This window comes from Pedobacter sp. GR22-10 (assembly GCF_026239715.1).
Classification (GTDB): domain Bacteria; phylum Bacteroidota; class Bacteroidia; order Sphingobacteriales; family Sphingobacteriaceae; genus Pedobacter.
On sequence record NZ_JAPIVR010000003.1, the window covers coordinates 883,405 to 901,571 of the forward strand.

Here is an 18,167-nt window from a genome sequence, read left to right on the forward strand (position 1 = left end):
TATGGAAATTTATAATAGCGAGTTTAAGAATCAAATGCTGAAATCTATCTTGGGAAAAGATAGTGGCTTACATACATTCGAGTCAATTATCAGCTGGTTTACTAACTTAAAAATGTACGCTTCTTTAGAGGTTCGCGACTGCAATATAAATGACCTGAAAGAATGGAACTTTGATAATATATCAATATCCCATGATTCCGGGAAATATTTTGAAGTCTTGGGCGTTAAATGTCGGGTTGGCAATAGAGAAATGTCTGAATGGTACCAACCAATTATCAGACAAAGAGAAGAAGGTATCACCGGTTTTATCATAAAAAAAATAAATGGAATATATCATTTATTAGTGCAAGCAAAACTTGAAGCTGGAAATTTTGATGTACTTGAAATGGCACCAACAGTTCAATGTATTACTGGTAGTTACAGCAATCCAGAATTTACAGTCACCTATTTAGACTATTTCCTGAAAAAGAAGGGTATAATACATTTTGACACCTTACAATCAGAAGAAGGAGGTCGTTTTTATCAGGAGCAAAACCAAAATATCATTTTGGAAGTAGATGAAAATGAACTTATTGATATCCATCCTAACTTTGTTTGGATGACAGTTAGTCAAGCTAAGGCTTTTATAAAATTTAATAATTACTTTAATATCGAAGCTAGAAGTTTACTAGCTTGTATTACCCCAGTTTAATGGATAGAATTATAAATATTGCAATTATTGGTTGTTCAGCCATAGCTGATAAAACTGTGCTTCCCACAATAAAAGGGAATAGCAAGTTTAATTTAGTTATGGTTGGATCTAGGTCGATAGAGAAGGGTCAACAATTTGCATTAAAATATGAGTGCGATTTTGGTAATTATGAAGATGTTTTAAATTCCACGGAGGTTGACGCAGTTTATGTATCAGTACCTACTGGCTTACATTTTGAATGGGGCTTAAAAGTTTTAAGAGCTGGAAAGAATCTCCTTTTAGAAAAACCTTTTACTTCAACAATTGAACAAGCTGAAGAAATAATAGAATACGCTAAATCTACTGATCTAATTGCTATGGAAGGATTGGCCTATGTTTACCACCCTTATTTCTTAGCGATTAAAGATTTATTATCTCAAAACGTAATTGGTGAAGTTCGGCTTTTAGATAGTGCTTTTGGGTTTCCTAAACTCCCGTTATCAGATATTCGAAACCAAAAAAATATTGGTGGAGGAGCCATCCTGGATAATTTAATCTACCCATTAAGTTCTGCATTGTCTCTTTTCGGTAGGGAATATAAAAAAATAAGCTATCATTTGGTGATTGATGAAGATCTTGAAATTGACGAAAGAGGAGTAGTACGGATTGATTGGAACAATAAGTCGGCAAATTTAACTTATGGGTTCGGATTTTCCTATAAAAATATTATAGAAATTTGGGGAAGTGAAGGAACACTTACTATTGATAGGGCTTTTACGAAACCTGCAAATAGCATCGCTGAAATTATTATAAAAAAGGGTGGAAGTGAAAATAAAATTGTGAGTATTGAACCTGTTAACCAGTTCCATCTAATGTTGGACGGTTTTTATAATAAAATTAATAGAATCGATACTTCAGGTAAGAATGAAAGAGAAGATATCTTAGCGCGAATGCGGGTGATATCTGAAATGTATAAATCCGTTATTTAATATGATTAAGATAGCAATACTTGGTGCTAATGGTTACATCGGAAAACATTTAACATATAAGTTAATACAGGATGAAAGTCATGAACTATTTTTATTTGATATTCATCCGGATGAAGATATTTGTAAAAATTACAGGCAACTTGATTTGTCGAATCCTTTGAGTGATGAGATTAGGCACATACTTGTGTCAGTGGATTATTTGTTCTTTTTTTCTGGATTGACAGGGACAATTAAAAGTGTTGAGCGTTATGAAGATTTTATTAAGATTAATGAACTTGGTTTACTGTCAGTTCTTGATATTCTGAAACAAGAGCTAAAAAAGCCTAAGATAATCTTTCCATCTACAAGGTTGGTATATAAAGGTAATAAAAATCAGCCTTTAGAAGAGAATGCAGAAAAGGAATTTAAAACCTTATATGCTATTAACAAATATTCCTGTGAAAATTACTTGGCTATTTATAAGAACCTGTTTGATATTGATTATACAATATTTAGAATATGTGTGCCTTATGGTAATATGCTTGGTAATGAACTATCCTATGGTACTTTAAGTCATTTCTTTAACAAAGCTGTTAAGGGGGAAAATATAACTCTTTATGGAGATGGCAGTTTAAAGCGAACTTTTACCCATATTGATGACTTAACAGAACTTTTAATCAAAGGTGCGTTCAATGAGGGGTCCAGCGGAGAAACCTATAACATTGGAAGTCCAGATAGCTTATCATTACTTGAAGTTGCTGGAGCAATCTCAAATATATATGATGTTCAAGTCGATTTCACGGCATTTCCTATTGTGGATGATAAAATTGAGTCTGGAGATACAATTTTCGATGGAAGCAAGCTTGAAAAGTTATTAGGGTATAATTACAAACATTCTTTTAAAGCTTGGATAAAACAATTTAAAAAATGAAAGTAATTCTTTCTCAAGGACAAGGAAAACTCCTTTTACATCAAACAGCAGCGTTTCTCAAAAAAACAAATGTGGATGTTACTTATATTTCTGGTTGGATTCCAAGAAAATATCCTAAAACTGTAAACTTAATTGGTCGTCTAGTCGGTAAGGCAGATTTGTATAAAAAATTAAGATTGAGGCAGCCAGAAGGTTTAGGTGATGACGATATTATAATTTGCGTACTTCCAGAAGTCTGGTATTGGATTTTAATTATTTTGCAAAAAATTGGAATACTATCTTTAGATACTGCCTTAGCTAAAGGATGGACATATTGGGGAAGTTATTCAAAGAAATATATCAATGATGCTCAGATTTTTCATGTAAGAAGTGGTGGCGGACAAGGAGGGGCCTTGAAAAAGGCAAACGAAAATGGCATGATTACGATTGCAGATCACAGTATTGCACATCCTATTTCAATGAAGAAATTATTAATTGAAGAGTATGCCAAGTTTGATAAGCCATATGACTTAGATCCCGAAACTAAGTTTTGGAGTTTAGTCATAAAAGATTGTGAGGATGCCGACTATGTTGTTGTAAATTCAGACTTCGTGAAATCAACTTTTCTTGAAAATGGCTATTCGCCATTTAAAATAGAGGTAATTTATCTTGGGGTTAGAGCAGACTTTATTGGGATAAAAACAAATTGGCAACTACCAGTTATCGATCCTGTACGATTACTTTTCATTGGAGCTTTTGGATTTAGAAAAGGTGCAAGAATCTTAATCGAAGCAATGAAAATTTTTCAGGATAGAGGTGCTAACATTATTTTAGATATTATAGGTGAAACTGATGAGGTAAATGAGTTGATAGAAGGATACAAATTAAATAATATTAAATTCCATGGAACTTTAGTCTACGATGATTTGGTAAAGTTCTTAAGTAATAGAGATATATTTGTGTTCCCTACATTTGTTGAGGGTTCTGCACGAGCTGCCATGGAGGCAATGGGTGCTGGTATTCCTGTGATAACTACAGCAACCTGTGGTATACCTATAGAAAACGAAAAAACTGGGATTGTGATTAAAAATAATGATACCGATTCTTTAGTAAATGGGATTGAAAAATTAATTAACAATGATAGTCTTAGAGAATTAATTGCCAAAAATGCAATTGAATTAATTGGAACAAAATATACGTGGGACAATTACGCAAATAATTTAACTAGCTTTTATAAACGAATATTAAGCGAGAATAATAAAGGCTTACCAGATGTTGATAAAATTAAAATATGAATATAGTTTTACAATTGATTTGTTAAAATAATAATTAGTCACTATTCTAATATTTAAAAATCTGATGCTAGGAATAGTATAAATGAATTTCACATTACCGATTATTAAATAGTTATAGCAACTTTTATAATTACTACCTAAATGGTATATAATAATGTTATCGTAGGTTTCTTTCAGGATTATCATTTAAGTTCTATAATATTAAGTTAGCCCCAAGTCATACCTGCCTAAGTATAGAAAGATTTTAAAAAATAAGCAACTGAGCGTTGCGGTAAATAATATTAACAGTGAGTAAGAAAAAAGATATATTCAAATGGTTTGAATACGTGATTGCCGCATTAATGGTTTACTGTAATGGATCTTGGCTTTTTATGGAGTATAAGACGCCAATGATTCTATTACTTATCACATCTCTCTTGTGCTATATGGGCATGCGAATAAAATATAAGAGACGATTAAGCAATCCTAACTTTATTATAGTATTTATGGCCCTTTTTCCGTTATTATCTCTTCTGGTAAATTTCGGTAAAGACATCAATTATTTTAGTGTGGTATATACTGCTATATTGTATTTATTACTAGGGTTCCTGAACTTGGATACAATTGCTTCAATATTAGATAAATATTCAGGAATTATTTATAAACTCGCAATAGTAACTCTAATACTAGGGCCATTATTTTTAGCATTGCCGATGCTCTTAAATCGTATTCCAATTAGATATACAAATTTTGTATCTGATGAATATGGGTATTATAATTTTATAATATACACATTTAGAGTATCTGGCGGTACGAGAGCTCAAAGTATATTTTGGGAGCCAGGAGCCTGGGCAATAAATCAAGCTTTTGCATTATACTGGATCGTATTTAAAAATAAAGATTACAAAAAGATGCCAGTACTATTTCTTAGTTTACTATTTACGGTCTCAACTACCGGTTTTGCCTTAGGATTGATTTTATTAGCCGTTAGCTTTATTACGGTTAAGAGTAATGGTTTTAGGTTTAAATTGCTTGCTCTATTTTTTTCTGTTGTACTGATATTATCATCATTAGCAGTTTACATTAACGCGACTACAAATATAGATGTAGGGCAACTTTTGTATGATCAAGTAGTTGGAAAGTTTTTGGATTCTACTGATACTAATGTTTCATACCAAGATCGAAAAAATTCAACAGCTGAAGCTTTTAATATTGCTTTGACACATCCATTCTTTGGAGCTGGAAAGAAAGTTGAGTCAAGTGCTATCTTTGTAACATCTTCTTTGGCTGAAATTGCATATCAACTAGGACTTATCTATCTATTTTGCTATTTTCTTCTATATCGATTGATATTTAATAAATTAGGGATATTAATGTCAACTATATTTGTTTTTATTATGATGAATGGAGAGGCATATGCTTTTATGATTCTATCTTCTATGATTCTAATCTTCGGTTCAAAAATTGTAGTAAAAAAATCTTTTTGGAATAAAAATATCATATCAAATACATAAATGAATATCAATCCGTTAATATCCATAGTGACGGCTACTTATCAAGCTGGCCCACTAATTGAAAAGACAATAAAAAGTGTAGAAGGGCAAACATATAAAAATATTGAATATATTATAATCGATGGCGGATCAAATGATGAAATTTTTGAAATAGTAGATAAATATAAGGATGTAGTTTCTTATTTTAAATCCGAGCCTGATAGTGGGATTTATAACGCTTGGAATAAAGGAATAAATCGAGCTAACGGGGAATGGGTTTGTTTTCTAGGTGCTGGTGATGAATATTACCATGATGGCGTCGAAAATTATGTAAACTATATAAATAAGAATAGTGATAAAAATCTAGAATTTTTATCGTCAATAGTAGATGTTGTAGATGATGACGGAAACATTCTCTTTCAGAAAGGATCAGAGTGGGAGTGGCCTAAATTTTCGGATTTCATGAATATAGCGCATGTTGGATCATTGCACTCTAAGAGACTTTTTGAAAAATATGGAATATTTGACGAAAAATATAAAATAGTTGGCGATTATGAATTACTCTTAAGGCCGAAGAATAAATTAAATGCTGGGTTTGTAAATTTACATACTGTTAAGATGCTTCAAGGAGGTGTAAGCACTTCTTTGAAAAGTCTAGTTGAAGAAAGAAATTTCAAAATTGATAAAGTAGGGATGAGTAAAACAAAGGCATTCTATCAATATTTTTCAGCTTATATCAAAGGAAAATTACGCCTAAAGCTAAATAAAGTAGGAGTTTACCCTAAAATACGCCAATAATAAATCAATGCAAACAATAATTATATCAGGCGTAAATCTGACAGAGGGCGGCATTTTGAGTATTTTGCAAGATCTGTTGAAAGCACTTAAAAGTATATATATTAGAAATGAAATGAGAATAATTGTTCTTGTTAATTCTAAGCAATTAGTACCAGAATACTTGAATGATTTTGAAATTTATGAATATCCTCATATTAAGTCGAGTTGGTTAAAAAGATTACGATTTGAATATATAGAGAGCATGAATATATCTAAAAAATTTAATCCAGATTTGTGGATTTCATTGCATGATATTACTCCTAATGTTAAGTGTGCCTATCAGGTTGTTTACTGTCATAATCCATCTCCTTTCTACAAACTGCCGATAAAGGATATTGGTTTAGATTTTACATTCTCTTTATTTACTAAACTTTACAAATATCTATATGCGATAAATATAAGGAAAAATAAGTTTGTAATAATTCAGCAAAATTGGTTGCGCAAAGAATTTAAAAGGCGTTACAATGTGGAGTCTATAGTTGCTCATCCAACTAATAATGTTATTGATGTGTATGACAAGGAAATGGTAATCAAAGATTCTTTTATGTTTTTTTACCCGTCCTTCCCAAGGGTGTTTAAAAATTTCGAAACTTTACTAGCATCAGCGGTAGAATTAAATAAAAGGAAAAATAACTTTGTCATAGTCATTACTATTAGTGGAAAAGAAAATAAGTATAGTCAAAAACTTTTTGAGAAATATTCTAAATATCCCTTTGTTAAATTTATTGGCCTTCAAAAAAGAGAAGAGGTTTTTAATTTGTATAGAAAGGCAGATTGCTTAGTCTTTCCTTCAAAGTTAGAAACTTGGGGTCTACCTTTATCTGAATTTAAACCATATAATAAGCCTATAATAGCTTCTAATTTACCTTACGCAAAAGAAACTATAGGTGATTACAATAAAGTAAAGTTCTATAATCCAGATGATCCGCTAGAATTAGCAAATTATATGGAATTGCTTATTGATAATAATTTGTCATTTGATGAAAATAAAGTTGTTCAACCTGAAGCACCTTTCTTTTTAAATTGGAATGATTTGGTAAAATTTCTAATTGAATCTTCTAAAAACTAATGGAATTAAATATTACTGCATCTATCGTACTCTTTAATAGTAATGCGGATGAAATTGAGCATGTTATTTCTTGTTTTACATCAAAAACGTTGCATTTGAAATTATATCTTATTGATAATTCGAAAAACGATGATTTAAAATATTTGGGCAATGTAGAGAATGTTGAATACATTTTTCTTGGTAAAAATATAGGTTATGGAGCTGCACATAATGTAGCGATATCATTATCAGGAAAAGGTTCTCCCTATCATTTAGTATTAAACCCTGATATATCCTTTAAGCCAGAAATTATTGAACAAGCATTTCGTTATATGGAAAATAATTCCAAAGTAGGAATGTTAAGCCCAAAGATATTATATCCAGATGGACGACCACAACATATGTGTAGAATGTTACCTACGCCTTTTGATCTTATCGCAAGGAGATTTATGCCAGGCTTTATTAAGCCCTTTTTTAGAAAATCCTTAAATAACTATACGTTAGAAAAATTAGATTATAAGAAAATTCACAATATTCCAAATTTGCCAGGCAGCTTTATGTTTTTAAGGAATAAGGCGTTGAAGGAAGTAGGGGGATTTGATGAGAACTTTTTTATGTATCTTGAGGATATTGATTTAACGAGAAGAATACATACTAAATATGATACGATTTACTATCCAGATATTGAAATTACCCATGCTTTAGAACAAGGGTCTTATAAATCTGGTAAGCTTCTGAAGTATCATATTCAAAGTGCATTATATTATTTTAATAAATGGGGATGGTTTAATGATGAAGCGCGGTCAAAAATCAATAAGTCCTTAGAGAAAAAATTAAAAAATGATTAGAAATTTCAATAATTATCTACTTATTATGGCGGGCGGCGTTGGCTCCCGTTTCTGGCCAAAAAGCCGTAACCATTTTCCAAAACAGTTTATTGATATCCTGGGGACCGGGGAATCGCTTCTTCAATTAACCTATCAACGGTTTCTAAAGATTTGCCCAAAGGAGAATATCCTGATCTTAACGAATGCAGGTTACGCAGATTTGGTGAAGGCGCAATTGCCAGCGGTATTAACTGATAACATTTTATTAGAACCCAGCCGCAACAATACGGCACCCTGTATTGCTTATGCCACCTATAAAATTTTACAAAAGAATCCAGATGCCAATATTGTTGTGGCCCCTTCTGATCATTTGATTTTGAAGGAAGACATCTTTATCGAGAAGATTAATCTGGCATTGGATTTTACGGCCGACAATGATGCCCTGCTAACCCTGGGAATCAGTCCGACCAGGCCGGATACAGGATATGGGTATATTGAGTATGTGGAGGATGAAGGCGTAGAGAAGGAGATAAAAAAAGTGGCTGCTTTTAAGGAAAAACCCGTATTGGAAAAAGCACAGGAATATGTGAACAGTGGGAATTACCTATGGAATGCAGGGATCTTTATCTGGAAAGCGGCTAACCTACAGAAAGCATTTGAAAAATATGCCGTTGAGATTGATGCCTTATTTAAATCAGGAAATGCCTTTTACAATACGCCGGCGGAGGAGCAGTTTATCCTGGATCAATACCCGGGCAGTCCGGATATATCCATTGACTATGCCATTTTGGAAAAAGCGGATAACATTTATACCATTCCGGCAGATATTGGCTGGTCTGATTTAGGCACCTGGGCGTCTTTGCATGCCATTGCCCAACAAGACGAACACCACAATGTTTGTAATTCGGAACACCTTCATTTGCATGATACACATGACTGCATGATCAACTTACCTAAGGGGAAAGCTGCAGTGATCAGGGGGCTTGACAATTTTATTGTGGTGGATGATGAACAGGTATTGCTGATCTATCCCAAATCGGCAGAACAGGAAATCAAAGGGGTCTCTAAAGAAATGGTTTCCAGGTTTGGCGATCAATATTCATAATCTTTTTACAGGAGAGCTTATCATAAAGATAGGCTCTTTTTCTACATAGCAGGCAGATAGCTCGACTAAATGATCGGTCAATCCTACTTTACATGTGATTCCAGGTAAAAAATTGTAACTTTGCTGTGAACTAAAAATATTCGTGAACGGGTTTTAAGTTAAAACTTAACATTGAATTTATATTAGGGCATTATTTTTGCTATGGGTAAAAACATTTGTAGCACTTTATTGTTAACGCACAAATTTTTATGCAAACACGTTACCTTTACATCCTGAAATACATCTTACCAGTCACCGACCTTCTGATGGTACTGGCCGTTTACTTCTTCTCTTATCAGTTTACCAGTTATTTAGGCAAAGTTGTTGATTCTGAATTGCAGTGGCATTACGTAGTGGTATGCAGCTTGCTTTGGATTGTTTCCACCACTTCTTTTGGTTTGTATACCGAATATGGTTCCAGGCGTATTGAACGCATTTACAGGGGGACCTGGAGAAGCGTGTTCCTGCACGCAATCCTGTTCTCCGTTTATTTATTTTTTTCTAAACAGAATGATTTTTCCAGGTCATTTCTCGTGGTATTCTATGGTGCCTTAGGTATTTTGTTCCTGGTTAATCGTTTTATCGGTACTTCTTTTCAGTTCCTATTATTTAATCACCTCAGGGGGGTAAAGTCAGTAGCCATTATGGGAAACAATGCCACCGGGGAACAACTGGCTTCTTATTTTGAAAAACAGAAATACATTGAATTTCATGGTTTTATTCCGGATGTACCGGAGCATTACCTGGAACGGGATGGCCGGTTAAGTGATGCGGTAGGCAAGCAGTTTGAGCTGGCAATTGAAAAGGGGATCAAAGATATTTATGTCACCATAGCACCGGAGCGGATGAGCGATATGCTGATCCTGACCCAGGAAGCAGAACGCCAGTGTGTGCGCTTAAAGTTTATTCCGGATATCAGCGGGGCCTTATTGTCGCCTTATACGGTGAGTTACCTGGGAAATGAATTCCCGGTGATTTCGCTTCGTTCAGAACCTTTAGAAAAAATTCACAACCGTTTCAAAAAGCGACTGATTGATGTGGTTTTCAGTGGGCTGGTGATTTTGTTTGTGCTGAGCTGGTTATATCCCATTATTGCACTGTTGATTAAATTACAAAGTAAAGGACCGGTATTGTTTAAGCAACTGAGAAGTGGCCGGGATGATGAGCCTTTTTATTGCTTTAAATTCCGGAGCATGCGCATGAATGCAGACAGTGATAAAAAACAGGCCAGTAAAAATGATGACCGCATCACGCCCATTGGTAAGTTCTTAAGGAAATCCAGCCTGGATGAGTTGCCACAGTTTTTTAACGTCTTTATGGGGCATATGAGTGTGGTTGGTCCACGCCCGCACATGTTAAGCCATACGGAACAGTACAAAGGTATTGTAGACCAGTTTATGGTGCGTCACTTTCTAAAACCCGGAATCACAGGATGGGCGCAGGTCAATGGTTACCGTGGCGAAACCAAAGAGGATTATAAAATGGTTAAAAGGGTAGAGCACGATATCTGGTACCTGGAACACTGGACGGCCGCACTGGATGTCAGGATCATTTTCATGACCGTGATTAACATGGTGAAGGGAGAAGAAAACGCTTTCTAGTCACATTATTATCTTAGATACTATTAACAATTCAAATACAATTTAGACTTTCAATTACCTAATAAATAAGCTCATTCAAATAAAGAATGAGCTTATTTATCAATATAAATGGATGGCTTATGAGCTAAACAAAAATTTTATTTTCAAAATCTTTATAGGCTAATACTATCCCTTCTGATAAGTCTACCTTATGTCTCCAGCCTAGATGATGAAGTTTAGATACATCCATCAACTTTCGCGGCGTGCCGTCCGGCTTTGATGTATCAAATTTAATCTCTCCCTGAAAATCTAGCTTTTGTTTTATTAAAATAGCTAATTCCTTTATGCTTAAATCTTCTCCTGTTCCTATATTTATTAAGTTCGGTTCATTATATGTTTGCATAAGAAAAAAACAAGCATCTGCTAAATCGTCAGCAAATAAGAATTCACGCTTCGGTGAACCAGATCCCCAAACAGTAACAGAACTCTCATTATTTACTTTTGCTTCATGAATTTTTCTAATTAATGCGGGTAAAACATGAGAGTTTTCCGGATGATAGTTGTCGTTATAGCCATATAGGTTCGTTGGCATTACAGAAATAAAATTACATCCATATTGCTCGCGGTAGGCATCACACATTTTAATTCCGGCGATTTTTGCTATTGCATAGGGTTCGTTCGTTGGCTCTAGGGTGCCTGTAAGAAGATATTCTTCTTTTAGAGGCTGTGCAGCCATTTTTGGATAAATGCAACTAGAACCTAAAAACATTAATTTCTTAACATTGTGGGAATATGAGTTATGAATAATGTTGTTTTGAATTGCTAAATTTTCATATAAAAAATCTGCTCTGTAAGTGTTATTTGCGACAATACCACCTACCTTGGCTGCAGCTAAAAAAACGTAGTCAGGCATTTCAGCATCAAAAAAATCGGTAACTGCTTTTTGATCTCTTAAATCAAGTTCCGATGATGCTTTAAATAAAAGGTTACTATATCCCTCATGTTTTAACTTTCTGTATATTGCAGAACCAACCATTCCTCGGTGTCCTGCTATATATATCTTATCTGTTTTTTCCAATGTTTAATATTTCATACGTAAAAAAATAATTAATTTCAAAAGTGTAAATCTATGTATTAAATTACTTTGAGATCTAGATTTAATCTATTAATCATTAAGTACATCTATAACTATATTAGATATAACTTTCTTTAAAGTGTTATCCCGCCATCGTATTCGTGGTTCTTTTTACAGCAACCTTTCTTACGGCCTGAATAATGGCCTCTTTATCATAACCACATTCTGCCCATAATTCAGGTTGTTCGCCATGGTCAATAAACTGATCCGGGATGCCCAGTCGAATGACAGTAGCGGTATATTGATGGTCTGCCATAAATTCTAAAATGGCCGCACCTGCTCCACCCGGTAATGAACCGTCTTCCACGGTGATGATGTATTTGTATTTAGAGAAAACCTCGTGCAGCATTTGCGCATCCAGGGGTTTTACAAAGCGTAAATCGTAATGCGCAGGATAAATGCCTTCGCTGTTTAATTCTGAACGTGCTTCAACGGCAAAATTACCTACATGCCCGATGGTCAGTAAAGCTACTTCTTCACCATCACATATTTTACGGCCTTTACCAATTTCCAAAGCTTTGAACGGGCGTTTCCAATCGGGCATGACGCCATTGCCACGCGGATAACGGATTACAAATGGCCCCATGTTTTCCTGCTGGGCAGTAAACATCAGGTTGCGCAATTCTTCTTCATTCATCGGGGATGAAATCACCAGGTTGGGGATGCAACGCATGTAAGCGATATCATAAGCACCATGATGTGTGGCACCATCTGCCCCGGCTAAGCCCGCCCGGTCCAGGCAAAAGACCACATTCAGTTTCTGAATGGCCACATCATGAATCACCTGGTCATAGGCCCTTTGCATAAAGCTGGAATAGATATTACAGAAAGGAACCAATCCCTGGGTAGCTAAACCTGCAGAGAAAGTGACGGCATGCTGTTCGGCAATGCCCACATCAAAAGCCCTTTTGGGCATGGCCTTCATCATGATGTTTAAGGAAGAGCCGGATGGCATAGCTGGTGTAATGCCCACAATTTTATCATTCGCCCCGGCCAGTTCAACCATGGTATGGCCAAATACATCCTGGTATTTTGGAGGCTGTGGTTTATCTGGTACGCTTTTTTTAATTTCGCCGGTAATTTTATCAAACAGGCCTGGCGCATGCCAGATGGTCTGGTCTTTTTCAGCCAGGGCAAAGCCCTTACCTTTTACGGTAATGCAATGCAATAACTTAGGGCCCGGAATGGCCGATAAATCTTTGATGGTTTGTGCTAAACGCGTAACATCATGCCCGTCAACCGGACCAAAGTACCGGAAGTTTAAAGCTTCAAACAGATTGCTTTGTTTCAGCAATGTTCCTTTGATGCTTTTTTCAATTTTCTTTACGTATTTATGTGCATTGGGACCAAGCTTGGATAGGCCGGCGAGCACATTTGAAATGTCGTCGCGAAAACGGTTATAAGATTTAGAAATGGTGATGCTGGTTAAATACTCTTTTAATGCGCCAACGTTGGGATCAATAGACATACAGTTGTCGTTTAAAATCACCAGTACATTGCTGTTTTCAATTCCGGCATGGTTTAAACCTTCAAAGGCCAAGCCGGCCGTCATGGCGCCATCACCAATCACCGCAACATGCTGCCGGTCGGTTTCCCCTTTTAGCTGTGAAGCCACAGCCATGCCTAAAGCGGCAGAAATAGAGGTAGAAGAGTGGCCAACACCAAAAGTATCATATTCACTTTCGGTAATTTTCGGGAAGCCGCTAATGCCTTTGTAAATTCTGTTGGTATGAAACAACTCCCGGCGGCCGGTCAGGATTTTATGTCCGTAAGCCTGGTGTCCAACATCCCATACCAGCTTGTCATAAGGGGTATTTAAGGCATAGTGCAGGGCTACTGTTAATTCAACAACACCTAAGCTGGAACCAAAGTGCCCGCCATTTACACTTACCACGTCAATAATATACTGACGTAATTCCTGGCTGATTTGTTCTAAGTCAGACTCACCATACTGCTTTAAATCAGCAGGATAGTTAATTTTAGATAATAGGGGGCCAGCTTTAACTTGCATTCAATTTTTTTAGTAAAAACAAGATACAAAGTAAGGTATTTTTGTTCTAATATTCATGTAAAAAATCAATCAATGCACTGAAAGCCAGATCAGCTTATTTTCAGAAACATGAAATACAGGGCTAAAGCTTTCATATAAAAATCATTATGTTTGTTTTTACAAATGCAATCTGAGATTTTTGAAATAAAACTTCCGGTATTCGAAGGACCCTTCGATCTGTTATTATTCTTTATCGAACGCGATGAATTGAACATCCAGGATGTTGAGATTGCAAAGATCACCAACGACTTTCTGGCTTATATCCATCAGCTGCTTGCCGTAAATGTAGAAGTGGCCAGTGAGTTTATTCTGGTAGCAGCCACCCTGATGCGCATTAAATCCAGGATGTTGTTGCCCAGGATGGATTTGAATGAATCGGGAGCGGAAATGAATCCTGAAGAAGATCTGATTGCGCGATTGATTGCCTATAAGCAATTTAAATCTGCTGCGGAAGAAATGAAGCTTTTGGAAGATGCACGGATGAAACAGGAACGCAGGGGAAATATTGAGTATGACCTGCAACTTGCGGCAGAAAATGCTGCCCATCAGGATGAATTGTTATCACTCGATCTGTATAAATTGCTAACCGTATATCAGCGGCAGATGCAAAAATATGAGCTCCGTAGTGAAGAGGTTAAACATACAGTGGTACAGTATCCCTATACCATTGAACAGCAGAAACATTTTATGGCCAATTTATTAAACATCAATGAGCAAATCGATTTTGCCCTGGTGTTAAAGCATTCAGAAAATAAAGTTCATTTTGTTTATAATTTCCTGGCTATTCTGGAAATGCTGCAGCAACAACTCGTTGAGATTACGATAGGAAGTGGTTTTAATAATTTTAGCATCAGGTAAAAGGAAAGAGGCAATAGGATTTAGAAATCACATAGCAAGACACATCTGGCATGTGTTTTTAAGGATCGTTATGCTTTGTTTTACTGATGACGACAAGATTTTAATCAAAACCCTGTTTTTCCTGGTACCTGCCTCTATTTTCTCGGTGGTTAACTTTTTATGTCTACCGGCATTAGTACTACGTGCTGGCATGCTGCATGGGTATGCTGTTTATTTTACTGTTTTTTCAGTTAAACATTTATCCCGTAATTATCTCATATTCATCTCTGCGTTAAGGATTAATTTCTTACTTTTGCCAAAAAAACAGAAACCTATACAGGATGACACGCGACACCAAAATCTTTGAACTTATTGATAAGGAATTAAACCGCCAGGAACATGGTTTAGAACTTATTGCATCAGAAAACTTTGTGAGCAAGCAGGTAATGGAAGCTGCTGGTTCAGTACTCACCAATAAATATGCGGAAGGCCTGCCGGGGAAACGCTATTATGGCGGTTGCCAGGTGGTTGATGTAGTGGAGCAAATTGCGATTGATAGGGCAAAAGAATTGTTTGGTGCAGCATGGGTTAACGTTCAGCCACACTCAGGTGCACAGGCCAATGCAGCAGTAATGCTGGCTGTTTTGCAGGCAGGTGATAAAATTTTAGGTTTCGATCTGTCTCATGGAGGACATTTAACCCATGGTTCGCCTGTGAATTTCTCTGGTAAACTTTATCAGCCATTATTTTATGGTGTAGAAAAAGAGACCGGGTTAATCGATTATAAAAAATTAGAGGAAGTGGCCTTAGCTGAAAAGCCGAAATTGATTATTTGTGGCGCTTCTGCTTATTCTCGTGAATGGGATTATGCTTTCATCCGTTCGGTTGCTGATCAAATTGGGGCCCTGGTGTTGGCAGATATTTCTCATCCTGCTGGCTTAATTGCTAAAGGTTTATTGGCAAACCCATTGCCGCATTGTCATATTGTAACCACAACTACCCACAAAACATTACGTGGCCCTCGTGGTGGAATGATTATGATGGGTAAGGATTTCGAAAACCCATGGGGATTAAAAACACCAAAGGGCGAAACCCGCATGATGAGCAATTTGCTGGACATGGCCGTTTTCCCAGGTACACAAGGTGGGCCTTTAGAGCACATCATCGCAGCAAAGGCCATTGCATTTGGTGAGGCTTTGACTGATGAGTACGGGGCTTATATTAAACAGGTAGCAGCCAATGCGCAGGCCATGGCCAAAGCTTTTGTGGCTAAAGGTTATGGAATTATTTCTGGAGGTACCGATAACCACCTGATGTTAATCGATCTTAGAAATAAAAATATCACAGGTAAAGTTGCCGAAAACGCTTTAGAGAAAGCGGAAATCACGGTTAATAAAAACATGGTTCCATTCGATGATAAATCTCCGTTTGTCACTTCAGGTATTCGCGTAGGTACAGCTGCGATCACTACCCGTGGGTTAAAAGAAGCTGAAATGGAAAAAATAGTAGATTTAATCGATCAGGTTTTAACTAACCCGGAAGATGCGTCTAATTTAAATGCGGTAAAAGAAGAAGTGATTAAATTGGTGAGTGCATTCCCGCTATATAAATAGGATAAGAATAAAGATTTTAAAACTAAAAGCGCTTTGCATTCACTTGTAAAGCGCTTTTTATTTAAAGGATTTGGATAACCTGATTATGCTTGGCAATGGTCTTCTGAAAATTAGCTAAAAAGTAAAGGGCCGATATCCTAAAAGAAGTATCGACCCTTACCATCTAAATTAACGCTCTCAAATATATAAACGCAATTACAGGCTGAATGGTTTTGAAAAAATTAAAAAAGTTTATCTTTTTACGGTTTAACCTATTCATATACTTTTAATCAGGTATTAATGTTTTGTGTAATTATCTGATTAAGATGTACTTAACTTTAATCACTCGTATATATTGATAATTAAATTATTCTTATTCAGCAAAAGCTATCGCCGCAATACTGATCTTTAGTGCGCCCTTATGAATTAAAGCATTTGCACAGGATTCTAAAGTAGCCCCGGTCGTGATCACATCGTCTACCAGTAAGATATGTTTACCCCTTATGGGTTCCTGCTCAGCAACTTTAAAAACAGCTTTCATATTTTCATACCTGCTGAAGCGGTTTTTCCTGGTCTGACTTTCTGAAGAAACAACGCGGACTAAAATCTGTTCATTCAGCGGAATGTTCATGGCTTGTGCGATCCCTGCTGCAATGAAATGGCTCTGGTTATAGCCTCTGGATCTTAATTTACGCTGATGCAGCGGAACAGGAACGATATAGTCAATATCTGCATAAGACGAACTTAAATTAAGTCTTTCTCCGATCATATTGCCCAGTAATATACCGACATCAGTTTTTTTATTGTACTTTAAGTTGTGAATCAGCCGTTGTACTTTTGCGCCTTTTCTGAAATATAACAAAGCCATGGCTGCGTGTATGGGCACTCTCCCCCACAATTGTTTCATTACCCTGTTTTCCTGGTATACATGATAATCGGTAAAGGGAAGGTCATACAGGCATTTGGTGCAAATCAGTTTCTCATTATGAAACAAACTTGTGCCGCAGGCATTACAAAGATTTGGGAACAGCAGGCTGATTAAGTCTCTTCCCCAGCGTGAGATCATTTGCATATCCCTAATTTATAAATTTATAGCGATAAGTTGTATGGGGGGCTGTGTTATTTAATGATAAGCCTTATGAGCCATTATTGATTACAGTATCCTTTATTATATTTTGCTCTTATTAATAGGATATCAGTTTTATTTTTCCTTTAATAATCACCTTTACCGTCTCTATGTTCTCTATGCCTCTATGGTTTAACATAACTTGATCCGGTCTTTTTTTCTGAAAGCCGCCTTTGCAAACACTGCTGATTTAAAAATGTTTTATTTATTTGAATTTTTTATGGATGATTTACAGTGGGTTATGTTTTTAGGGAGAAAAAGGGTTGGGATGGGTTTGCTTGGGTATGATTTTTTGCTACCTTTGCATCCCGCTTCGGAGGAAAGGGTTAGGGTTGAAAAGCGTGTTGATGATGAGTGTAGGGGGATAAAGGGAGCAGAAATTATTTCAAATAAAATTTGCGGAAGTAGAAAAGATCATTACCTTTGCAGCCCGGTTCGGAAGGAACGGGGAGCTGGTTTTAAGGACTGGCGGATTGAAGGGTTGGAAAGAAAAGAAGGACGAAAAAATAAAATTATTTTATTTGGAAGTTCAGAAAAGATTTCTACCTTTGCACTCCCAACCGAAAGGGAAGGGAAAAAAGAATCAGGTGGCGGATGTCACGATGATTATAAAACGAGATTGAAACAGACGAAAAACAAGCTAAGACGAATACGACTTAAGCGAACTGAAGTCTGA

The 18,167-nt window shown here is 36.1% G+C and carries 16 protein-coding genes; 13 read left to right on the plus strand and 3 right to left on the minus strand.

Translation table 11 applies throughout. From position 1 onward, the window contains the following. The first annotated feature begins 1 nt into the window (after position 1). From OQX64_RS16580 to OQX64_RS16625, 10 genes are all read left to right on the plus strand, one after another. Complete coding sequence (locus OQX64_RS16580) at positions 2–691, plus strand: NDP-hexose 2,3-dehydratase family protein (protein ID WP_265819608.1); 690 nt, start codon at positions 2–4, stop codon at positions 689–691. Further along, positions 691–1,659, plus strand: coding sequence for a Gfo/Idh/MocA family protein (locus tag OQX64_RS16585; RefSeq protein WP_265819609.1), 969 nt, complete (start codon positions 691–693; stop codon positions 1,657–1,659). The genes OQX64_RS16580 and OQX64_RS16585 overlap by 1 nt, the downstream gene beginning before the upstream one ends. Before the next feature lies 1 nt (position 1,660). Continuing rightward, positions 1,661–2,569, plus strand: a complete 909-nt coding sequence (locus OQX64_RS16590) for an NAD-dependent epimerase/dehydratase family protein (RefSeq protein ID WP_265819610.1) — start codon at positions 1,661–1,663, stop codon at positions 2,567–2,569. Next, complete coding sequence (locus OQX64_RS16595; protein ID WP_265819611.1) at positions 2,566–3,843, plus strand: glycosyltransferase family 4 protein; 1,278 nt, start codon at positions 2,566–2,568, stop codon at positions 3,841–3,843. The genes OQX64_RS16590 and OQX64_RS16595 overlap by 4 nt, the downstream gene beginning before the upstream one ends. A gap of 287 nt (positions 3,844–4,130) precedes the next feature. Further along, complete coding sequence (locus OQX64_RS16600) at positions 4,131–5,336, plus strand: hypothetical protein (protein ID WP_265819612.1); 1,206 nt, start codon at positions 4,131–4,133, stop codon at positions 5,334–5,336. Next, on the plus strand, positions 5,337–6,113 hold the full coding sequence (locus OQX64_RS16605) for a glycosyltransferase family 2 protein (protein WP_265819613.1): 777 nt from the start codon (positions 5,337–5,339) through the stop codon (positions 6,111–6,113). 7 nt (positions 6,114–6,120) lie between these two features. Next, positions 6,121–7,221 (plus strand): glycosyltransferase, encoded by a 1,101-nt coding sequence (locus OQX64_RS16610; protein ID WP_265819614.1) that lies wholly within the window; start codon positions 6,121–6,123, stop codon positions 7,219–7,221. Then, on the plus strand, positions 7,221–8,048 hold the full coding sequence (locus tag OQX64_RS16615) for a glycosyltransferase (RefSeq protein ID WP_265819615.1): 828 nt from the start codon (positions 7,221–7,223) through the stop codon (positions 8,046–8,048). Before OQX64_RS16610 ends, OQX64_RS16615 begins: the two co-directional genes overlap by 1 nt. Next, the gene (locus OQX64_RS16620; protein ID WP_265819616.1) at positions 8,041–9,132 is read left to right on the plus strand and encodes a mannose-1-phosphate guanylyltransferase; all 1,092 of its coding nucleotides are present in this window, start codon (positions 8,041–8,043) and stop codon (positions 9,130–9,132) included. Before OQX64_RS16615 ends, OQX64_RS16620 begins: the two co-directional genes overlap by 8 nt. A gap of 248 nt (positions 9,133–9,380) precedes the next feature. Beyond that, the gene (locus OQX64_RS16625; RefSeq protein ID WP_088301001.1) at positions 9,381–10,772 is read left to right on the plus strand and encodes an undecaprenyl-phosphate glucose phosphotransferase; all 1,392 of its coding nucleotides are present in this window, start codon (positions 9,381–9,383) and stop codon (positions 10,770–10,772) included. A 124-nt stretch (positions 10,773–10,896) separates the two neighbouring features. On the opposite strand, the gene OQX64_RS16630 is transcribed toward OQX64_RS16625, so the two are convergent. Together OQX64_RS16630 and dxs are read right to left on the minus strand one after the other, a co-directional pair. Continuing rightward, positions 10,897–11,829, minus strand: coding sequence for a GDP-L-fucose synthase family protein (locus tag OQX64_RS16630; RefSeq protein WP_265819617.1), 933 nt, complete (start codon positions 11,827–11,829; stop codon positions 10,897–10,899). 139 nt (positions 11,830–11,968) lie between these two features. Next, positions 11,969–13,897, minus strand: a complete 1,929-nt coding sequence (gene dxs / locus OQX64_RS16635; RefSeq protein WP_265819618.1) for a 1-deoxy-D-xylulose-5-phosphate synthase — start codon at positions 13,895–13,897, stop codon at positions 11,969–11,971. 162 nt (positions 13,898–14,059) lie between these two features. On the opposite strand from dxs, the gene OQX64_RS16640 reads away from it, so the two are divergent. Then, a complete protein-coding gene (locus OQX64_RS16640) occupies positions 14,060–14,794 on the plus strand; it encodes a segregation and condensation protein A (protein ID WP_088300999.1) in 735 nt (244 codons plus the stop codon). 320 nt (positions 14,795–15,114) lie between these two features. Continuing rightward, positions 15,115–16,386 carry a serine hydroxymethyltransferase gene (gene glyA / locus OQX64_RS16645; RefSeq protein WP_088300998.1) on the plus strand — a complete coding sequence of 424 codons (1,272 nt, stop codon included), beginning with the start codon at positions 15,115–15,117 and terminating at the stop codon, positions 16,384–16,386. 352 nt (positions 16,387–16,738) lie between these two features. Here the strand turns inward: glyA and OQX64_RS16650 are convergent, their stop codons facing one another. Beyond that, complete coding sequence (locus OQX64_RS16650; protein ID WP_265819619.1) at positions 16,739–17,437, minus strand: ComF family protein; 699 nt, start codon at positions 17,435–17,437, stop codon at positions 16,739–16,741. Positions 17,438–17,687: 250 nt separating this feature from the next. Between OQX64_RS16650 and OQX64_RS16655 the strand changes: the two genes are divergently transcribed. Next, a complete protein-coding gene (locus tag OQX64_RS16655; RefSeq protein WP_265819620.1) occupies positions 17,688–18,167 on the plus strand; it encodes a hypothetical protein in 480 nt (159 codons plus the stop codon).